Origin of the sequence: Streptomyces sp. NPDC058373, from assembly GCF_042723275.1 — a bacterium.
Classification (GTDB): domain Bacteria; phylum Actinomycetota; class Actinomycetes; order Streptomycetales; family Streptomycetaceae; genus Streptomyces.
In genome coordinates this window covers 85,470-102,954 of sequence record NZ_JBHXJE010000010.1, presented here as the reverse complement: position 1 = coordinate 102,954, position 17,485 = coordinate 85,470, and the positions used below count along the sequence as shown (strand labels likewise).

Genomic DNA, 17,485 nt, shown 5'->3' with positions numbered 1-17,485 from the left:
CCATCGGGACCAGGGACACGGGAGAGAACGGAACATGACGAACGCAGCCGAGCGGCTGGTGGATCTGCTGGATCTGGAGCGGATCGAGGTCAACATCTTCCGGGGGCGCAGCCCCCAGGAGTCGCTGCAGCGCGTCTTCGGCGGCCAGGTCGCCGGGCAGGCGCTGGTCGCGGCCGGGCGCACCACCGGAGGGGACCGGCCGGTCCACTCGCTGCACGCCTACTTCCTACGGCCCGGGACGCCCGGGGTGCCGATCGTGTACCAGGTGGAGCGGGTCCGCGACGGCCGGTCCTTCACCACGCGGCGGGTCACCGCGGTGCAGGAGGGGCGGACGATCTTCAACCTGACGGCCTCCTTCCACAGGCCGGAGGAGGGCAGCTTCACCCATCAGCTGCCGCCCGCCCGGGTGGTGCCGGACCCGGAGACGCTGCCCACCGTCGCCGACGAGGTCCGTGAGCACCTCGGCGAGCTGCCGGAGGCACTGGAGCTGATGGCGCGCCGCCAGCCGTTCGACATCCGGTACGCCGACCGGTTGCGCTGGTCGCCGCAGGAGATCGAGGGCGCGGAGCCGCGCAGCGCCGTGTGGATGCGCGCCGTCGGCCCGCTCGGTGACGACCCGCTGGTGCACACCTGCGCGCTGACGTACGCCAGCGACATGACACTGCTGGACGCCGTCCGCATCCCCGTCGAACCGCTGTGGGGCCCGCGCGGCTTCGACATGGCCTCCCTCGACCACGCCATGTGGTTCCACCGCCCCTTCCGCGCCGACGAGTGGTTCCTGTACGACCAGGAGTCCCCGATCGCCACCGGCGGGCGCGGCCTGGCCCGCGGCCGGATCTACGACCGGGAGGGCAATCTCCTCGTCTCCGTCGTCCAGGAGGGCCTGTTCCGGAGGCTCACCCGGTGAGCACGGCGGGGCCGCACGGGGACGCGCCCGCTGCGGCCCGCGCCCCCGGCCTGGCGGACCAGCTCCGCGCGGCGGTCCGGCCGCGCGAGGAGGGCCGCCCCGAGGAGGCCCGTGAGCTGCTCGTACCGCTCTGCGCCGCACACCCCGAGGATGCCGAGCTGGCCTACCAGACGGCCTGGGCGCACGACGTGCTCGGCCTGGAGGCGGAGGCGGTGCCCCACTACCGGCGGGCGCTGGCCCTGCCGGGACTGACCTCCGCCGACCGGCGCGGAGCGCTGCTCGGCCTCGGCTCGACGTACCGGGTGCTGGGCCGGGCCGAGGAGGCGGTGGCGACGCTGAGCGGCGGAGTGCGGGAGTTCCCTGACGACGCCGCGCTGCGCGCCTTCCTCTCCATGGCCCTGTACAGCGCAGGACGCCCCAAGGAGGCGCTGGAGCTGGCGCTGATCCTGGTCGCGGAGACCAGCGCCGATCCGGGCGTCGCCGCGTACGGGCCCGCGATCCGGCACTACGCGAGGGATCTGGACGACCTGTCCTGACCGCCGGGCGCCTGCCCGCCTTGGAGCCGGGCGCTTCGGGCCCGGCCGTTCTTGCGGGCGGGGCCGGTGGAGCCGGGGCCCGGCGGCTGGGGCGGCCGGGTCGGGGTGGGCCTGCGGAGCCGTCCGGCGGGCCGGGCGGGTGCCGTGGGGCGCGCGAGGCGGGGGCCGCGCGGGACGTGACCGCTCCGGAGCGCCGCCGCGCGGGCCTCGGCGATCAGCTCGGCCAGCTCGGCCGCGTACTGCTCCGTCTCGGGGCCGGGCAGGGCCCGGGTGAGGGGGTCCAGGGCGCGTTCGGCGGCTCTGCTCCGGGCGCGGGCGAAGAGCGGGCGGGGCCGGGCGGCGTCCAGCCGGCGCTGCTCGTCGGGGGTCAGGAGCGCGGCGGTGTACGCGCGGGGCAGGAGCGCGGCCACGGCGGCGGCCCGCTCCCAGGACGTGCCGGCGCGGCTGAGGCGCTGGGCCAGGATCCGGCGCCGCCAGGTACGGGGCCGGGCGTCGTCGCCGGTGGCCAGGAGGCTGCGCAGCGGCGCCGGGAGCTGCCCGGTCAGGTGGGGTGCCTGGTGGCGGCGGACGGCGCGGAGTTCGTCGGCGAGGTACTGCCAGACCACGCAGTGGTAGCGGTTGAGGTGGCAGCGGACCGGGGTGAGCAGGCCGAGCCGGGCCAGCTTCGCGAAGCGTTCCTCGGTGATGCCCAGCAGGGCGGCGCCGTCCCGGGCGCTGACCGAGGCCACCTGGGCGCGCAGTCCGTCGGGGTGGTCCGGTGCGGCGAGCAGCCGGGGGATCTCGGTGACGGGCACCTTGGGCCGCTCCCCCGGGCCGCCCGCGCCCCGGGTGGTGGCGAGCAGGCCGAGCCCGACGGCCGTCTCCACCTCGCTCTGCCGCAGCCCCAGCGCGCGGGCCGCGGACTCGGCGCTCAGCGCGGGCGGCCCGGGCGGGACCGGTGGGCGTGGTGGCCCGCTCCGCGCGGCGGCGTCCGTTCCGCGAACGCCTGGCGGCGAAGGAACGGCTGACGGATGGTCGGCGAACGGCATGGCGATTCTCCCCGTGAGCGGTGCTTTGCCCTGGAAACGAACCGTAACCGCGCCGCGGCGATCTCGCCCGGCCTGTGGAAAACTCCGAGAGTCCCTACATCGCCGCAGGTCAGTGGCCGAGCAGCCCGCCCGGACGGCTCTCGGGGATGCGCACGTCGACCCCCAGGTGCTCACCCACCCGGTTGACGAGGAGCGTCATCTCGTAGGCGACCAGGCCGAGGTCGGCGTCGGCGGAGCTCAGGACGCAGAGGCAGCTGCCGTCGCCCGCGGCGGTCACGAAGAGGACCGCGTCGTCGAACTCGATCATCGTCTGCCGGACCCCGCCGGCCCGGAAGTGCTGGCCGGAGCCCTTGGCCAGGCTGTGCAGCCCGGAGGAGACCGCCGCGAGGTGCTCGGCGTCCTCGCGGGCCAGGCCGCTGCTGGCCCCGGTGACCAGCCCGTCGTTGGAGAGGACGAGGGCGTGCCGGACGAAGCTCACCCGCTGCGTCAGGTCGTCCAGCAGCCAGCCGAGTCCCTTTTTCTGCGCCATATTCCGGTCTCTCCCCGTGTCCGTCCCCCCTGACCGGAGGATCTGGTCCGCAAGCCTTCACCACTGTCGCCGTCCGGGCAAGCATGATGAGGAGATGGCTCAGAAGATGACTGAAGCAGCATGGCGCGCATTCGTCTCGGAAGGCACGCGAACCGCCAAAGTGTCCACGGTCCGGGCGGACGGCAGCCCCCATATCGCCCCGGTCTGGTTCGTACTGGACGGCGGGGACGTGGTCCTCACCACGGGAGCGGCCACGGTGAAAGGCCGCAATCTGGCCCGGGACGGCCGGGTGGCGCTCTGTGTGGACGACGAGCGGCCGCCGTACTCCTTCGCGGTGCTCCAGGGGCGGGCCCGGCTGAGTGAGGATCCGGCGGAGCTGCTGCACTGGGCGACCCGGATCGCCGCCCGGTACGTGGGCGAGGACCGGGCGGCCGAGTTCGGTGCCCGCAACGGGGTGCCCGGTGAACTCGTGGTGCGGGTCGAGGTGGAGAAGGTCACCGGGATGGCGGACGTGGCCGACTGATCCCCCGCCCGGGACACGGCCGCCGGACCGGCGGGCGGTCGGTGCCCCGGACACCCACCGAAGGTGTCCGACGCCCGCTCAGCCGTCCAGGAGCTGCGCCGCACTTCGCGCCCCCGACGGCGGGGCGGGTCGTCGCTCGCGGAGACGCCTACGGGTTCGTTCCCGCTCCCCCGGCCTGACGGCGGCAGATCCGGCCGCTGGCACGGGCGTTCACCCGACGGCGGCCAGCAGCCGCGCGGTGTGCCGCCGTCCCGCGTACTCCACCAGGCTGACCAGTACGTCCTTGACGGCCTCGCGGTCGCGGGCGTCGCAGAGGACGACCGGCGTGCCGGGGTCCAGGTCGAGGGCGTGCGCGATGTCGTCGCTGCGGTGGCTGCGGACGCCGCCGAAGCAGTTCACGGCGACGACGAAGGGGATCTCGCGGTCCTCGAAGTAGTCGACGGCCGGGAAGCAGTCGGGCAGGCGGCGGGTGTCGGCGAGGACGACCGCGCCGAGGGCGCCCTGCGCGAGGTCGTCCCAGAGGAACCAGAACCGGTCCTGGCCCGGGGTGCCGAAGAGGCAGAGGGACAACCCGTCCTTGAGGGTGATCCGGCCGTAGTCCATGGCCACGGTGGTGTCGGTCTTGGCGGCGACCCCGCTGGTGTCGTCGACGTGGGTGCCGACGCCGCTCAGCGGGGCCTCGGTGCGCAGCGGACGTATCTCGCTGACCGCGCCGACCAGGGTCGTCTTGCCTGCTCCGAAACCGCCCGCGACGACGATCTTCAGCGTCATCGGCGGTTCACCGGCGGACGCGGCGGCGGGCTGCGATGCGTTCATGTGCGGTCTCGTCTCCGGGTGGTCCGGGCGCGCCGGACGGAGTGTCGGCGCGGGGCTCCCCTGGGTCCGGGACGTTAGCCGCGCCGAGGGCGCGGAGCAGGGGCGCGTTTCGAAAGCTGTCACAAACTGCCGGGACGCTGTCGGCCCGCGATCACCCGGGGACAGCCGATGCGCACTCGGGGCGACGGTGGCGGGGGATCATGGGCACATGAACGACGCTCACGCACACGTCCGGGAGTTCTTCACGCCCCGCGCCGCCACCTGGGACAGCCGCTTCTCGGACGACGGCCCGGCGTACGAGGCGGCCGTCGGCGCGCTCGAGCTCCGCCCGGGTGACGCGGTGCTGGACGCCGGGTGCGGCACCGGCCGGGCGCTGCCCGCCCTGCGCGCGGCCGTCGGGGCGGCGGGGACGGTGCTGGGCGCCGACCTCACGGAGGCGATGCTGGCCGAGGCGGCCCGGGTGGGCCGCCGGGAGGCCGGGGCGCTGCTGCTGGCGGACGCGGAGCGGCTGCCGCTGCGTACGGGCGCGCTGGACGCGGTGTTCGCCGCCGGGATGGTCTCGCACCTCGCGGACCCCGCGGCGGGGGTCCGCGAGTGGGCGCGGGTGGTGCGGCCCGGCGGCACCCTGGCGCTCTTCCATCCGATCGGCCGGGCGGCGCTCGCCGCCCGGCAGGGGCGCACCCTCTCCCCGGACGACCTGCGCGCCGAAGGCCCGGTCACGGCGCTGCTGGACGCCAACGGCTGGCGCACCCGGTCGTACGCGGACGAACCGGACCGGTATCTCGTACTGGCCGAGCGGACGGGCTGAACCGGCCGGGTCAGCCCTCCTCGCCCGTCGCCTCCGGGACCTTGCCCGCGGCCGGGGCGGACTGGTGCGGGACGGGGCAGCCGCGGACTCCGGGGACCGGGAAGGTGCCCAGTTCGGCGACGCGGTAGCCGTCCGGGTACCCCTTGATCTCCGGGTTCTGCCGTGCGTGGTGCGGCTCGGTGCGCGGGCCCGTCAGCCGGACCGCCCGGCCGCGCAGCCGTACGGCGCCCCGGACCAGGCGCCGGGTGAGGGGGCCGGGATGGTCGTAGCGGAAGGCGTCCAGGAGCGGGTCGTCGAGGAGGGCGAGGATGGCGGTGCGCAGCAGGGGGGCGAGCGGCTTCGGGTACCAGGAGGCCATCAGGTCGAGGGTGGCGTCCGAGACGGTGCGGGCCTTCTCGTCCCAGCCGAAGTGGGCCCGCTCGTAGGAGTCGAGGCACTCCTCGAAGGCGGCGTAGTCCTCGGGGATGTCCGGGATGCCCATGTGGCGGCCGAGGGTGCGGTAGTACGCGGCGGCGGCCTCGGCCTCGTGCCGGGAGAGGCGGCGCCAGCCGTACCGGTCGATCCAGCGCTTGGGGACGACGACGAAGGTGCACAGGACGTACCGCATGTCGTCGTCGCTGATGTCGTAGCTGCGGTGCATGCGGTTGATCCGCCGGATCGCCGTCCGGCCCTCCTCGTGGTCGAAGCCGTGCTCCACCACGGCGTCGAGGAGGAGCGCCGTGTCGTCGTACCGCTTCTGGGTGCGGTCGGTGAGCTCGGCGGTCTCGGCGAGGAGGCGGCCGATGCTGGGGACGGCGTAGGTGCGGTAGAGGGCGAGTTCGAGGGCGCGGGTGTGGTCCCAGGGGAACTCGTAGGTGGCGGTGAGCCGGTAGATCTCCAGGTAATCCTTCTCCGGGTCGAGCGTACGGATGTGCCGGAGCCGCTCGAAGCGCTTCACAGACTGCCCCCTCAAAGTGTCGGGCCGTCAACTCTACGGTGTGCCACGGCTGGTGGCCCAGCGTCACGCTCCGGTTCTCGGCGCGCCCGGGCGCCGGGTTCCGTCGGGTTCCGTGAACGTCCGAGAACGGTGGCTCCGGGGTTCTCGACGCCCGGGTTACCCACTGGTTAAGGTGCGCCGACGACAGCGCCGGGGCGCCCTCGGGCGCGGGCGCGGGACCGATGACGTGGGGAGCTGCCATGGCGGGCGTCGAGGAGACCGAGGGGACAGGCGATCCGGCCGGGGCGGACGACGACGCGCTCTTCGTGCTGACCGCGATGGTGATGACGCCGGGCCGCTTCCCGGGGGTCTTCGCCGACGACTATCCGGCGGCCTGCGCCGCGCTCGGCCTCGCCCCGGCGGCGGACGGCTACGGGCTGGTGCTGGGGCAGGACGGCGCGGGTGCGCGGTGGACGGTCGTGGTGGACGACGTGCCGCTGGTCGCGGTGGCCGTCGCCGCCTGGGACTGCGGCATGGAGTACGACCTGTCGCCGCGCGAGGAGACCGTGGTGACCGCCCTGCCGGGGTGGCCGCTGGAGCTGGCGGTGCGGGCACCCGGGGTGCCCGTGCCGCACGATCCGGAGCCCGGCCCCGAGCTGGCCGGGCTGCCGAGGCTGGCGCCGCCGGACACCGGGCGGTGGGGCGGGCCGCAGCGGCGGCTCGGCGCGGACGAGATCGCGCTGCGCTGGGCCGAGTGGCGCCAGGAGACGGACACCTCGGAGTTCACCTCCTCCCCCGCTCCGGCAGAGGCCGCCGACGAGGGGGACGCGACCGCATCCGGCGGGATCGCCCACGCGCACCCGGGGGTGCGGCGGGCGCTGAGCGAGGCGCACGCCTATCTCCAGTCGCCCCCTCCGCCGGGCCGGGTGCGCTCGGCGTACGCCTCCGGGGAGGCGCGGACCCTCCGTGTCGACGGGCCCGGCTGGTCGCTGGTGGCGCGGACCGACGACATCGCCTTCGTGCTGCTGGACGAGGAGCCCGCCCAGGTGCTCCCGGTCGGGCGGGGCGCACGGCTTCCGGCGCTGCTGGAGGGGCTGGCGGCGCTCGCGCCCCCGGAGAGCTGAGGCGCGGGCCCGGACCGGCCGCCGGGCGCCACACCGCTCCCGGCCGCCGTGTGTGGTGCCGGCCCATGGCCCGGCACCGGGGCCCGCCGCACGATGGGGCGCTCACAGCGTCGGATCGTGCTGCCCGGGAGGCATGCCATGGGGATTTTTCGAGGGCGGGAACGGGGACGGGCCAGGGCCCGGTCGGCGGGAGACGCGGCCGAGCCGCCGCGAGCCGTCCCGCCGGGCCGCGAGGGGGACCAGCGGGGCCTCCGGTCCGCCAGGGGTACGCGCCCCCGCGGCCCCGTGGTCGTCCTGCTGGCCACCGCGCTGGCCGCCGTCGCGGTGACCGGTGCGGCACCGGCCGCCGGGGCGGGCCCCGAGCGCGGGGCGGGGTGCGCGGGCCCGGAGCGGCTGCGGGTTCCCGGCGCCGAGCACCAGCGGGTGGCGTGTCTGCCCGACCTGACGACGGCGGGGCTGGCCGGTACCGCGTACACCGACATGGCGGACCAGGCGGGGCTGACGGCGGCGGGGACGCGCAATCCCTCGGGGGTGCCGGGGCGGCAGGTGGACGGGTACTTCCCGGACGACTCCGCGTTCAACACGACGCACGGCTGGAACCACGACGCGCAGTTCGTGATCCGGCTCCCCGAGCGGTGGAACGGCGGACTGGTGGTGACGGGCGCCCCCGGCACCCGGAAGCAGTACGCGACCGACACCGCCGTCTCCGACCACGTCCTGGCGCGCGGGTACGCCTACGCGGCGACCGACAAGGGCAACAGCACCCCCGACTTCTACCGGGACGGGAAGCGGCCCGGTGACGCGGTCGCCGAGTGGAACCGGCGGACGACGGAGCTGACCCGGGCGGCGCAGAAGGTGGTGGCCCAGCGGTACGGGAAGGCGCCGCGCCGGACCTACGTCACCGGGATCTCCAACGGCGGCTACCTGGCCCGCTGGCAGTTGGAGAACCGGCCGGAGCTGTACGACGGCGGGGTCGACTGGGAGGGCGCGCTCTGGACGGCCGACGGGCCGAGCCTGCTGACCTCGCTGCCGACGGCGGTGGCGCACGGGACGGGCGCGGCCGACGACGCCGCGATGTACCGGGCCGGGTTCGCGCGGGGCTCGGAGTTCCTGTGGGAGTACCACCGCACGGCCTACTGGGGCGTCACGCAGAAGACGTACCGCGCGGAGTTCGATCCGTCCTACGACCCGGCGTGCCCGGGCGCGTCGGCCGGTTCGACGGTGGAGGAGATCCTCGCGCCCTGCGCCTCGGACGCCCGCTACGACCTCGGGCGGCGCCCCGCCTCGGTGCGCCGGGCGCTGGAGAAGGTGGCGCTCACCGGCCGGATCGGCAAGCCGATGCTGACGCTCCACGGCGACCTGGACACCCTGCTGCCGCTCGCCGCCGACTCGGCCGTCTACAGCCGGATGATCGACCGCGCGGGGGCCGGGCGGCTGCACCGCTTCTACACGGTGGCGGGCGGCACCCACACCGACGGGCTGTACGACAGCCATCCGGACCGGCTGCGGCCCCTCCTGCCCTGCCACCGGTCGGCCTTCGACGCGCTGACCGCGTGGGTGGAGCGCGGCACGCCGCCGCCGAGCGACCGGACCGTGGCCCGGCCCGCCGACGGCGACGTGGTCAACTCCTGCGCGCTGCGCTGAGGCGGCGGGCCGCCTCGTGAGCTCCGGAGCCGGTCAGCGCCCGATCTCTCGGCGGCGCGTGCTGCGCAGCCGGCGGCGCTGGGAGGGGTCGAGGGTGAGGTAGGCGGCGGCCGGGACGCCCAGCACGATCAGGAGCGCCGCCCACCAGGGCAGCCAGATCAGCAGGAGCAGGCCGACCGCCACTCCTCCCACGGCGATCTTGGTGTTCGTCGACATGTCGATGACCTCCTCGGTGGCGGGGTCCGCCGTCTGTGGTGACAACGCTGCGCCCGCGCCGCTGGTTCCAGTGTGCTCGCCCGCGCGCCGAGGCGCTGCCGGCGCACCCGGTCGCCTGCCGGGCAGGTGAAGGCGGGGTGCGGCGCCGAGGGGTCAGACGGCCGGGCGCAGGCCGTCGCCGACCTGGTGGAGGTGGCTGAGCACCTGGCGGTAGGAGTCGACCGCCCCGGTCACGGTGTAGGGGAGGCCGAGCCGCTCGCAGTGGGCGCGGACCAGGGGCTGGGCCAGGCGCAGGTGGGGGCGGGGCATGCTGGGGAAGAGGTGGTGCTCGATCTGGTAGTTGAGGCCGCCGAGGAGCCAGTCGGTGACCGGCCCGCCGCGGATGTTGCGGGAGGTGAGGACCTGGCGGCGCAGGTGCCCCCAGCGCGGGCCGTCCGGGCCGGGCATCTCCATGCCCTTGTGGTTGGGGGCGAAGGCCATGCCGAGGTGGAGCCCGAAGAGTCCCTGGTGGACGGCGGCGAAGGCGAGGGCCTGCCAGGGGGTGAGGAAGGTCAGCAGCAGCACCGCGTACCCGGCGACGTGGGCGGTGAGCAGGCCACCCTCGACGAGGCGGACGCGCCACGGGTGGTTGCGCAGGTCCTGGAAGCCGTACACCTTCAGGGCGACGCCTTCGAGGAGGGTGAGGGGGAAGAACAGCCAGGCCTGGTTGCGGGTCAGCCAGGCCTGCAAGCCGGTGCGGCCGACGGCCTGGTGGCCGGAGAAGACGAGCACGTCGGGGGCGACGTCGGGGTCCTTCTCGGTGTGGTTGGGGTTGGCGTGGTGGCGGTTGTGCTTGTCGTTCCACCAGGCGTAGCCCATGCCGAGCAGCAGGTTGCCGTGGACGAGGCCGATGAGGCGGGCCACGCGGCGGTCGGCGGTGATCTGGGAGTGGCCCGCGTCGTGGCCGACGAAGGCGGTGCGGGCGGAGAGGACGGCGAGCGGCGGCGCCAGCAGCAGCGCCCACCAGCTCTCCCCGAGCAGGACGACGCCGGTGACGACGGCGGCCAGGGCCAGCAGGTTGAGGCCGATGGTGCGGACGTACCAGCCGGTGCGGTGCTCCAGCAGGCCCTGCCCGCGCACCGTGCGCAGCAGGGGGGTGAACTCGCTGCCGGTGGCCGCCTCGGCGGCGGGCGGCGTACTCGGAGGGCCGAGGGCTGAGGCGGCGGTGAGGCCGGCCGTTCGGGGCATGGGGTGTCTCCGGTTCTCCGCCACGGCACGTCGGTGCGTGGCCGGGCGGGCGGGAAGGCGGGTCGGCGCGATGGCCGCGCGGGATCGGGGCGCCGCACTCCTGGTCCGCGGCCGGTCCGCCTCCGATGCCTCCACGCTACGGGGTGGAGGCAAGCCGCGGCCATGGCGGAAGCCTCCAGAACGGCCCGGGGGAAAACCCCTGGCCCGACAGGGGGTTCGGCCCAGGGCGCGGGTGGTGGTAGCCCTACCCCCGAGCGGGCCGTCCGGAGTGATCTGGATCACCCTGCGGGAGCGGGTCCCGGCGGTTGCGGTGCTGTACCCTCGGCCGCTCAGCAGCAGGTAGTCAAATTTGAGGAATCACCATCGCCGTGCAGACCCACCCTGCCTTCTCCCCCTCCGAGGTCCGGTCCCTGACGGCCTGCGCCGCCGTGTTCGTCCCGGGTGACCCGGCACGGAGCGGCACCGTCGCCTTCTTCCCCGCGGACGGCTCCGCCGCTCCGGAGCTGCCCGGCGCCGACGTCCGAGAGCTCGCCCTGGCCCTCCCGGCCGACGCGCCGGACGCCGAGGGGGCACTGCGGGTCCATCCGGTCCGCGCGGTGCTGCTGCCCCTCGGGCGGGCCCTGCCCGTCCTCACCCGCGCCAGGCTCTCCGGCGACGCCCACCCGTCGGCGGCGTTCTGGGGTGCCGCCGCCCTGCTGGGACTGGACCTCCTCGCCCGGGGCCTGCTGCTGCCCGGCCTCTCCCCCGCCGACCACGACGCCTGGCGGTGCGGGCCGCTCGGCCCCGGCGAGGTGGAGCGGGTACGCGAACTCGCCGCCTCCATGCCCCCGTCGGCGCACGCCGGGCCGGTCGATGCGCCGCCCGGAGCCGAGGCGGCCGCACTCCGGCTGGCCGAACCGGAGCGGCTGCTGCGGAACTTCCTCGACGCCCTGGCCGACACCCTGCCCCGCTCGGCGGCCGCTCCCGCCCTCACCGGGAACGACGCCTACACGGCGGGCCCGCCCCAGCATCTGCCCGGGCAGCGCGCCTGGGCCGCCGACGTGGCCGCGGGTCACGACGCCGGGGTGCGGCTCTCACTGCGCATCGAACCGCCCGCCGGCATCAGGGAGGCGGAGGCCGGTTCGCTGCCCGAGGGCCACGCCGACGTGCTGGGATCGTTCCGCGCGGTGCTGCAACTGCACAGCCTGAGCGACCCCGGCCGGGTGGCCGACGCGGCCGAGGTCTGGGCCGGTGCCGGGGCGGACGACGGGGCGTTCGGCCCCCGGGCCAGGGTCGACGCGCTACTGGCGCTGCGCCGCGCGGCCGGGATGTGGGCCCCGCTGTCGCCGCTGCTGGCGGCCGGGGCGCCGGACGCGGTGGAGCTGGCCGACGAGGAGATCGCCGACCTGCTGGGCGAGGGCCAGAAGGCACTGGCCGGGGCCGGTGTCGAGGTGCACTGGCCCCGGGAGCTGGCGCGCGAGCTGACGGCCAGGGGCACGGTCGGCCCGGCCGCCGGCGGTGGCGGGGAGAGCGCGGGACCGGCGCTTCTCTCCGCCGGCTCGCTGCTGACCTTCCACTGGCGGTTCAGCCTCGGCGACGAGCGGCTGACCCGAGAGGAGCTGGACGTCCTGGCCGAGGCGAAGCGGCCGGTGGTGCGGCTGCGCGACCAGTGGGTGCTGGTCGGCCCCGGGCAGGCCCGGCGCGCCCGCGAGCGGCGCGAGCACGCCCTCACGCCGATGGACGCGGTCGGCGCCGCCCTCACCGGCTCCGCCGACATCGACGGCGAGCGGGTCGAGGTACGGGCCTCCGGCGCGCTGGAGGAGCTGCGGGCACGGATCGCCGACCCGCAGCGGGCCGAGCCGGTGCCCGTCCCCGCGGCGCTGGCGGCGACCCTGCGCGACTACCAGCACCGGGGGCTGAGCTGGCTGGCCGGCATGACCTCGCTCGGGCTCGGCGCCTGCCTCGCCGACGACATGGGGCTGGGCAAGACCGTCACCCTGATCGCCCTCCACCTGCACCGGCAGACCGACCCGGCGACGGCGGGGCCGACGCTGGTGGTGTGCCCGGCCTCGCTGATGGGCAACTGGCAGCGGGAGATCGAACGGTTCGCTCCCGGCACCCCGGTGCGCCGGTACCACGGTGCCGCGCGCTCGGCCGCAGCCCTGCCGGACGGCGGCTTCGTCCTCACCACGTACGGCACGATGCGGCTGGATGCCGACACCCTCGCCGGGGCGGGGTGGGGGATGGTCGTGGCCGACGAGGCGCAGCACGTGAAGAACCCCTACTCCTCCACGGCCCGTCAGCTCCGCGCCGTCCCGGCGAAGGCGCGGGTGGCGCTGACGGGCACCCCGGTCGAGAACAACCTCTCGGAGCTGTGGGCGGTGCTCGACTGGACCACGCCCGGCCTGCTCGGGAAGCTCGGCACCTTCCGGCGGGTGTACGCCCGCGCCGTGGAGTCCGGCGACGACCCGGCGGCCGCGCGGCGGCTGGCCCGGCTGGTGGGGCCGTTCCTGCTGCGGCGCCGCAAGTCCGACCCGGGGATCGCCCCGGAGCTGCCGCCGAAGACCGAGACGGACCACGCGGTGGGGCTGACCGCCGAACAGGCGGGACTGTACGAGGCGGTGGTCCGCGAGACGCTGGCCGCCGTGGCGGCCGCCGGCGGCATGGAGCGGCGCGGCCTGATCGTGCAGCTGCTGACCGCGCTGAAGCAGATCTGCAACCACCCCGCCCAGTACCTGAAGGAGGACCGGCCGCGGGTCGGCGGCCGCTCGGGCAAGGTGGAGCTGCTCGACGAGCTGCTGGACACGATCCTCGCCGAGGGCGCCGGGGCGCTGCTCTTCACGCAGTACGTGCGGATGGGTCGGCTGCTGGAACGCCATTTCGCCGCGCGCGGGGTGGCGGCCCAGTTCCTGCACGGGCAGACGCCGATCCCGGCCCGGGAGGAGATGGTGCGGCGCTTCCAGGACGGCGAGGTCCCCGTCTTCCTGCTCTCCCTGAAGGCGGCCGGTACCGGGCTCAACCTGACCCGCGCCGAGCACGTGGTCCACGTCGACCGCTGGTGGAACCCGGCGGTCGAGGCGCAGGCCACCGACCGCGCGTACCGGATCGGGCAGACCCGTCCCGTGCAGGTCCACCGGATCGTCACGGAGGGCACCATCGAGGACCGCATCGCCGACCTGCTGGTGCGCAAGCAGGCCCTCGCCGACGCCGTGCTGACCAGCGGGGAGGCGGCGCTCACCGAGCTGAGCGACGCCGAGCTGGCGGACTTGGTCACGCTGCGGACGGCCGCCCGGTGACCGGCGCGCCGGGGCCCTGGCGGGAGGGCGCGGAAGGAAGCGGTGGGACGACGGACGGGACGTGGGCAGGGATGACGGCGGAGAGCGGCATGTGGGACGGCGACGAGGCCGAGGAGTTCGGCGGGGAGGACGCCTCGGGGACGGCCCCGGCGCAGGAGCGGACGTTCGCGGCGCTGCCCCCGGCGGGCGGGCGGGGGTTCGCCACCAGCTGGTGGGGCCAGTCGTGGCTGCGGGCGCTGGAGGAAACCGCGCTGGACTCCGCGCAGTTGAAGGCGGGGCGCCGACTGGCGCGGGCCGGTGCGGTCGGTGCGGTCTCGGTGCGCCCGGGCCGGATCACGGCGGTGGTCCAGGACCGCGCGGGCGCCGTCTACCGGGCGGACGTGGTGTGGGAGCCGCTCTCACCGGACGGCTGGGACCGCTTCGTGGACATGGCCCTCGAACGCGCCGCGCACGTCGCGGCGCTGCTGGACCGTGAGATGCCGCCCCACCTGGTGGAGGACGCGGCTCAGGCGGGCGTGGACCTGTTGCCCGGCATCGGCGACCTGGAGCCGTCCTGCACCTGCGAGGCGTGGGACCACTGCGGGCACACGGCGGCGCTCAGCTACCAGATGGCGCGGCTGCTGGACCAGGACCCGTTCGTCCTGCTGCTGATGCGCGGCCGCGCGGAACGGGCGCTGCTCGACAGCCTCCAGGTACGCGGCACCCGGCGCGCCGCCCGCCGGGCCGGACCCGGACGCGCCGCCCCGGCCGAGGGCGTACCCGCCGGTGAGGCGTACGCGCTGGGAGCACTCCTCCCGCCACTGCCGCCCCTGCCGGAGCCGCCGGAGTACGCGGGTGAGACGCCGAACCTGGGCACGGAGGCGGCGCCCGCGCCCGGCGTCGACGCCGGAGCACTCACCTTCCTCGCCGGTCAGGCGGCCGAGGAGGCCCGGCGGCTGCTGGCGCGCGCCGTGGCACCGGGCCACGCCGAGACACCGGTGGAGGCGGCGCTTCCGCTCGGTGCGGACGCGGTCCGGCTGGCGGCGGCCCGCCCCGGCGCCGAGGCGGCCCAGCGGCTCGCCGATGCCTCGGGGCGCAGCCGTGAGGGCCTGGCACTGGCGGTATGGGCCTGGGAGTTCGGCGGCGCTACGGCGCTGCGGGTGCTGGAGGAGGACCAGCCGCTCACCACGGAGACGGCTGCGCGGGCGCGCGCGGCGCTCGACGCGGCGTGGGAGGAGGGCGAGCGCCCCGCCTTCCGCGCGGCGCGGGGGCGGTGGACGCTCCCGGACGAGGGCGTCCAGGTGCGGTCCGCGCCGGACGGCCGATGGTGGCCGTACCGGAAGGAGCGCGGGCGCTGGGCTCCCGTGGGCCCGCCGGTGCGGGACCCGGCGCAGGCTCTGGCGCTGGCCCGGGCTTCCCGGTGAGCGGAGCGCCGGGCCGGCCGGAGGCGCCACCCGCGTACGGGCCCGGCCCGGGCCGTACGCCGGGAACGCGTGGCCGCGCTCTCCCTCCGGCGGGCGACTGAAGGGTGGTCCTGGTTCGGCGACCGTGGCGGACATGGCTTCAGGGGCGTCGGACCGGGTCCGGTCGCCGGGTCCGGCTGCCGGGGCGTCCGGCGGCGCCTGCTCACGGCCAGGCGGCGAGAGCCGCCACGCCGTGGCGCACACCAACGGGAGAGAAGGTGCGCACCGGCAGGCTGAAGCGCTCTGACGGCCGCAGCGCCATCTACCTGCGGGGTGACGACAAGGGCAGCGTCCCCAGCCACTGCCGACCCGTACGACCGGCGCCCTCCTCCCGCCCCGTCCCGACGGCGCCGTCCGGCCCTCCGGATGGCGCCGTCGGTGTACGGGGCCGGGCGGCGGGCCGCGACCCTCCCGGCCGACGTCAGCCGGTCAATTCCGAGGGCCAGCCGGACGGAAGGTCCTCGGTGGGGAAGTCGCTCGGCAGCTCCGTGGGGAAGTCCGACGGGAAATCGCTGGGAAAGCCGGAGGGGAGATCGGTCGGGAAGTCCGACGGGAAGTCGGAGGGCCAGGCCGTGGGCGCCTCCCCCGGCGGCTGCTCCTTGGGAGTCGAGGACGGTGGCGGGGAGGACTCCGTCAGCTGCGGTCCCGGCCCGGAGGGCGGCTCGCCCTCCCCGTCGTCGCGGCCGGCCAGCAGGATCAGGACGAGGGCGATGGCGGCCACGGCCACGGCGGCCGCGATCAGCATGAGCAGCCCGCGGCGCCGGCCGCCGTCTCCGGGCGGGGGCGGTGGCCAGGGACCGCCGTGGTGGCCGCCGCCGGAACCGAAGGCGAGGGACGCCGTCTCGCCGGAACCGTCGGCCGCGCCCGGCGGGGGCGGACCGGGCGGGGGCGGCTCGGGTCCCTCCGGGGGCTTCGCCCCGGACGCCTCGGCGGGCGGCATCCCCTCCCCGGGGGCGGGGGCAGGCGTGGGCGCCGGCTCGGGGCCGGGTCCGCCGTCGCCGGGCGGAGGGGTCGGGGGCTGGGGTGGTTCGGGCGGCGTAGCCATGACCCCAGGTTCGCCTGATGGCGCGTCAGGTTGCCACCCCGCGGCGTGAATCGCGACAGTTCCCGGACATCTTCAGCGGGCCGGGCGGGCGCCCGGGGAGCCGCCGGGCGGGAGGGGCGCCCCCGCCCGGCGGCCGTACAGAACCGGAGGCGGGTCAGTCCCGGGCGGCCAGCAGGTGGTCCATGGCCAGCTGGTCGAGCCGCTCGAAGGCCATGCCGCGGGAGGCGGCCTCGTCCACGTCGAACTCCTCGTAGGCCGAGCGGTCGGCGAGCAGTCCGGCGAGGCCGTCCTCGACGGTGGGCAGGGCCAGTTCGGGCAGGCGGGCGGCGCGCAGCGCCTCCTGGACCTCGGGGTCGGCGCGGAAGGCGGCGGCACGCTCCTTGAGGATCAGGTAGTTGCGCATGCAGCCGGCAGCGGACTCCCAGACGCCGTCCAGGTCCTCGGTGCGCGGCGGCTTGAAGTCGAAGTGCCGGGGCCCGTCGTACCCGGCCGTCTCCAACAGGTCGACCAGCCAGAAGGCCGCCCTGAGGTCGCCCGCGCCGAACCTGAGGTCCTGGTCGTACTTGATGCCGGACTGGCCGTTGAGGTCGAGGTGGAAGAGCTTGCCGGACCAGAGGGCCTGGGCGATGCCGTGCGGGAAGTTGAGTCCGGCCATCTGCTCGTGGCCGACCTCGGGGTTGACCCCGTACAGGTGGGGGCGCTCCAGCCGCTCGATGAAGGCGAGGGCGTGGCCGATGGTGGGCAGCAGGATGTCGCCGCGCGGCTCGTTGGGCTTCGGCTCGATGGCGAAGCGGAGGTCGTAGCCCTGGTCGAGGACGTACTCACCGAGCAGGTCGAAGGCCTCCTTCATCCGGTCGAGGGCCAGCCGGACGTCCTTGGCCCCGCCCGACTCGGCTCCCTCGCGGCCGCCCCAGGCCACGTAGGTGGTGGCGCCGAGCTCGGCGGCGAGGTCGATGTTGCGCAGCGTCTTGCGCAGGGCGTAGCGGCGCACGTCGCGGTCGTTGGCGGTGAAGCCGCCGTCCTTGAAGACCGGGTGGGTGAAGAGGTTGGTGGTGGCCATCGGGACCTTCATCCCGCTGGCGTCCAGGGCCTGCCGGAACCGCTTCACGACCGCCTCGCGCTCGGCCTCCGATGCGCCGAAGGGGATGAGGTCGTCGTCGTGGAAGGTGACGCCGTGGGCGCCGAGTTCGGCGAGCCGGTGCACGGAGGTGACCGGGTCGAGGGCGGCCCGGGACGCGTCACCGAACGGGTCGCGGCCCTGCCAGCCGACGGTCCACAGGCCGAAGGTGAACTTGTCCGCGGAGGTGGGCTGGTACGTCATGGTGCGGCTCCCTGAAAGGTATTCGTTCGCGGCGTTGACAAATTACTGGCGGGACGGCGAGATGGGAAGGGGTCAGGATGGTCGACCCGGGGCGCCGGGCGTGGCAGGCTCGGCGCACCACCCCCCGC

16 protein-coding genes are annotated in these 17,485 nt (G+C 75.7%); 8 read left to right on the top strand and 8 right to left on the bottom strand.

Features of this window, described 5'->3' with window-relative positions; genetic code table 11:
- Positions 1-34 precede the first annotated feature (34 nt).
- Complete coding sequence (locus tag ACFWMZ_RS09395) at positions 35-907, top strand: acyl-CoA thioesterase (RefSeq protein WP_383200530.1); 873 nt, start codon at positions 35-37, stop codon at positions 905-907.
- The gene (locus ACFWMZ_RS09390; protein WP_383171887.1) at positions 904-1,443 is read left to right on the top strand and encodes a tetratricopeptide repeat protein; all 540 of its coding nucleotides are present in this window, start codon (positions 904-906) and stop codon (positions 1,441-1,443) included. The genes ACFWMZ_RS09395 and ACFWMZ_RS09390 overlap by 4 nt, the downstream gene beginning before the upstream one ends.
- Here the strand turns inward: ACFWMZ_RS09390 and ACFWMZ_RS09385 are convergent.
- Both ACFWMZ_RS09385 and ACFWMZ_RS09380 read right to left on the bottom strand, forming a co-directional pair.
- Complete coding sequence (locus ACFWMZ_RS09385; RefSeq protein ID WP_383200527.1) at positions 1,413-2,471, bottom strand: DUF6397 family protein; 1,059 nt, start codon at positions 2,469-2,471, stop codon at positions 1,413-1,415. The genes ACFWMZ_RS09390 and ACFWMZ_RS09385 overlap by 31 nt on opposite strands.
- Positions 2,472-2,580: 109 nt before the next feature.
- The gene (locus ACFWMZ_RS09380; protein ID WP_383171883.1) at positions 2,581-3,000 is read right to left on the bottom strand and encodes a roadblock/LC7 domain-containing protein; all 420 of its coding nucleotides are present in this window, start codon (positions 2,998-3,000) and stop codon (positions 2,581-2,583) included.
- A 94-nt stretch (positions 3,001-3,094) separates the two neighbouring features.
- Here ACFWMZ_RS09380 and ACFWMZ_RS09375 point away from each other — a divergent pair, with 94 nt between their 5' ends.
- Positions 3,095-3,523, top strand: a complete 429-nt coding sequence (locus ACFWMZ_RS09375; RefSeq protein WP_383171881.1) for a PPOX class F420-dependent oxidoreductase — start codon at positions 3,095-3,097, stop codon at positions 3,521-3,523.
- Positions 3,524-3,733: 210 nt separating this feature from the next.
- Here the strand turns inward: ACFWMZ_RS09375 and ACFWMZ_RS09370 are convergent, their stop codons facing one another.
- Positions 3,734-4,339, bottom strand: coding sequence for an ATP/GTP-binding protein (locus ACFWMZ_RS09370; protein WP_383200524.1), 606 nt, complete (start codon positions 4,337-4,339; stop codon positions 3,734-3,736).
- A 208-nt stretch (positions 4,340-4,547) separates the two neighbouring features.
- Between ACFWMZ_RS09370 and ACFWMZ_RS09365 the strand changes: the two genes are divergently transcribed.
- Complete coding sequence (locus ACFWMZ_RS09365) at positions 4,548-5,147, top strand: class I SAM-dependent methyltransferase (RefSeq protein ID WP_383171877.1); 600 nt, start codon at positions 4,548-4,550, stop codon at positions 5,145-5,147.
- 10 nt (positions 5,148-5,157) lie between these two features.
- On the opposite strand, the gene ACFWMZ_RS09360 is transcribed toward ACFWMZ_RS09365, so the two are convergent.
- Positions 5,158-6,084: an oxygenase MpaB family protein gene (locus ACFWMZ_RS09360; RefSeq protein ID WP_383200521.1), complete on the bottom strand. Its 927-nt coding sequence runs from the start codon at positions 6,082-6,084 to the stop codon at positions 5,158-5,160.
- A gap of 239 nt (positions 6,085-6,323) precedes the next feature.
- Here ACFWMZ_RS09360 and ACFWMZ_RS09355 point away from each other — a divergent pair, with 239 nt between their 5' ends.
- Positions 6,324-7,187 carry a hypothetical protein gene (locus ACFWMZ_RS09355; protein WP_383171873.1) on the top strand — a complete coding sequence of 288 codons (864 nt, stop codon included), beginning with the start codon at positions 6,324-6,326 and terminating at the stop codon, positions 7,185-7,187.
- 285 nt (positions 7,188-7,472) lie between these two features.
- Positions 7,473-8,831, top strand: coding sequence for a tannase/feruloyl esterase family alpha/beta hydrolase (locus ACFWMZ_RS09350; RefSeq protein WP_383200518.1), 1,359 nt, complete (start codon positions 7,473-7,475; stop codon positions 8,829-8,831).
- A gap of 33 nt (positions 8,832-8,864) precedes the next feature.
- Here the strand turns inward: ACFWMZ_RS09350 and ACFWMZ_RS09345 are convergent, their stop codons facing one another.
- Together ACFWMZ_RS09345 and ACFWMZ_RS09340 are read right to left on the bottom strand one after the other, a co-directional pair.
- Positions 8,865-9,047 carry a hypothetical protein gene (locus ACFWMZ_RS09345; RefSeq protein WP_383171869.1) on the bottom strand — a complete coding sequence of 61 codons (183 nt, stop codon included), beginning with the start codon at positions 9,045-9,047 and terminating at the stop codon, positions 8,865-8,867.
- 153 nt (positions 9,048-9,200) lie between these two features.
- Positions 9,201-10,274: a fatty acid desaturase family protein gene (locus tag ACFWMZ_RS09340; protein ID WP_383200515.1), complete on the bottom strand. Its 1,074-nt coding sequence runs from the start codon at positions 10,272-10,274 to the stop codon at positions 9,201-9,203.
- Positions 10,275-10,642: 368 nt separating this feature from the next.
- On the opposite strand from ACFWMZ_RS09340, the gene ACFWMZ_RS09335 reads away from it, so the two are divergent.
- Positions 10,643-13,549, top strand: a complete 2,907-nt coding sequence (locus ACFWMZ_RS09335; protein WP_383200512.1) for a DEAD/DEAH box helicase — start codon at positions 10,643-10,645, stop codon at positions 13,547-13,549.
- A gap of 71 nt (positions 13,550-13,620) precedes the next feature.
- The gene (locus tag ACFWMZ_RS09330; RefSeq protein ID WP_383200509.1) at positions 13,621-14,952 is read left to right on the top strand and encodes an SWF or SNF family helicase; all 1,332 of its coding nucleotides are present in this window, start codon (positions 13,621-13,623) and stop codon (positions 14,950-14,952) included.
- A 460-nt stretch (positions 14,953-15,412) separates the two neighbouring features.
- Here ACFWMZ_RS09330 and ACFWMZ_RS09325 read toward each other — a convergent pair whose 3' ends face one another.
- A complete protein-coding gene (locus ACFWMZ_RS09325) occupies positions 15,413-16,036 on the bottom strand; it encodes a hypothetical protein (RefSeq protein WP_383171861.1) in 624 nt (207 codons plus the stop codon).
- 154 nt (positions 16,037-16,190) lie between these two features.
- Positions 16,191-17,357, bottom strand: a complete 1,167-nt coding sequence (xylA, locus tag ACFWMZ_RS09320) for a xylose isomerase (protein WP_383200506.1) — start codon at positions 17,355-17,357, stop codon at positions 16,191-16,193.
- Positions 17,358-17,485: the final 128 nt, after the last annotated feature.

Excerpts from the sequence above, each read along its gene's own strand:
- ACFWMZ_RS09345 (WP_383171869.1), bottom strand. The coding sequence starts at position 9,047 with ATGTCGACGAACACCAAGATCGCCGTGGGAGGAGTGGCGGTCGGCCTG.
- xylA (WP_383200506.1), bottom strand. The coding sequence starts at position 17,357 with ATGACGTACCAGCCCACCTCCGCGGACAAGTTCACCTTCGGCCTGTGG.
- ACFWMZ_RS09385 (WP_383200527.1), bottom strand. The coding sequence starts at position 2,471 with ATGCCGTTCGCCGACCATCCGTCAGCCGTTCCTTCGCCGCCAGGCGTT.
- ACFWMZ_RS09330 (WP_383200509.1), top strand. The coding sequence starts at position 13,621 with ATGACGGCGGAGAGCGGCATGTGGGACGGCGACGAGGCCGAGGAGTTC.
- ACFWMZ_RS09365 (WP_383171877.1), top strand. The coding sequence starts at position 4,548 with ATGAACGACGCTCACGCACACGTCCGGGAGTTCTTCACGCCCCGCGCC.
- ACFWMZ_RS09370 (WP_383200524.1), bottom strand. The coding sequence starts at position 4,339 with ATGAACGCATCGCAGCCCGCCGCCGCGTCCGCCGGTGAACCGCCGATG.
- ACFWMZ_RS09355 (WP_383171873.1), top strand. The coding sequence starts at position 6,324 with ATGGCGGGCGTCGAGGAGACCGAGGGGACAGGCGATCCGGCCGGGGCG.
- ACFWMZ_RS09395 (WP_383200530.1), top strand. The coding sequence starts at position 35 with ATGACGAACGCAGCCGAGCGGCTGGTGGATCTGCTGGATCTGGAGCGG.
- ACFWMZ_RS09325 (WP_383171861.1), bottom strand. The coding sequence starts at position 16,036 with ATGGCTACGCCGCCCGAACCACCCCAGCCCCCGACCCCTCCGCCCGGC.
- ACFWMZ_RS09380 (WP_383171883.1), bottom strand. The coding sequence starts at position 3,000 with ATGGCGCAGAAAAAGGGACTCGGCTGGCTGCTGGACGACCTGACGCAG.
- ACFWMZ_RS09375 (WP_383171881.1), top strand. The coding sequence starts at position 3,095 with ATGGCTCAGAAGATGACTGAAGCAGCATGGCGCGCATTCGTCTCGGAA.
- ACFWMZ_RS09340 (WP_383200515.1), bottom strand. The coding sequence starts at position 10,274 with ATGCCCCGAACGGCCGGCCTCACCGCCGCCTCAGCCCTCGGCCCTCCG.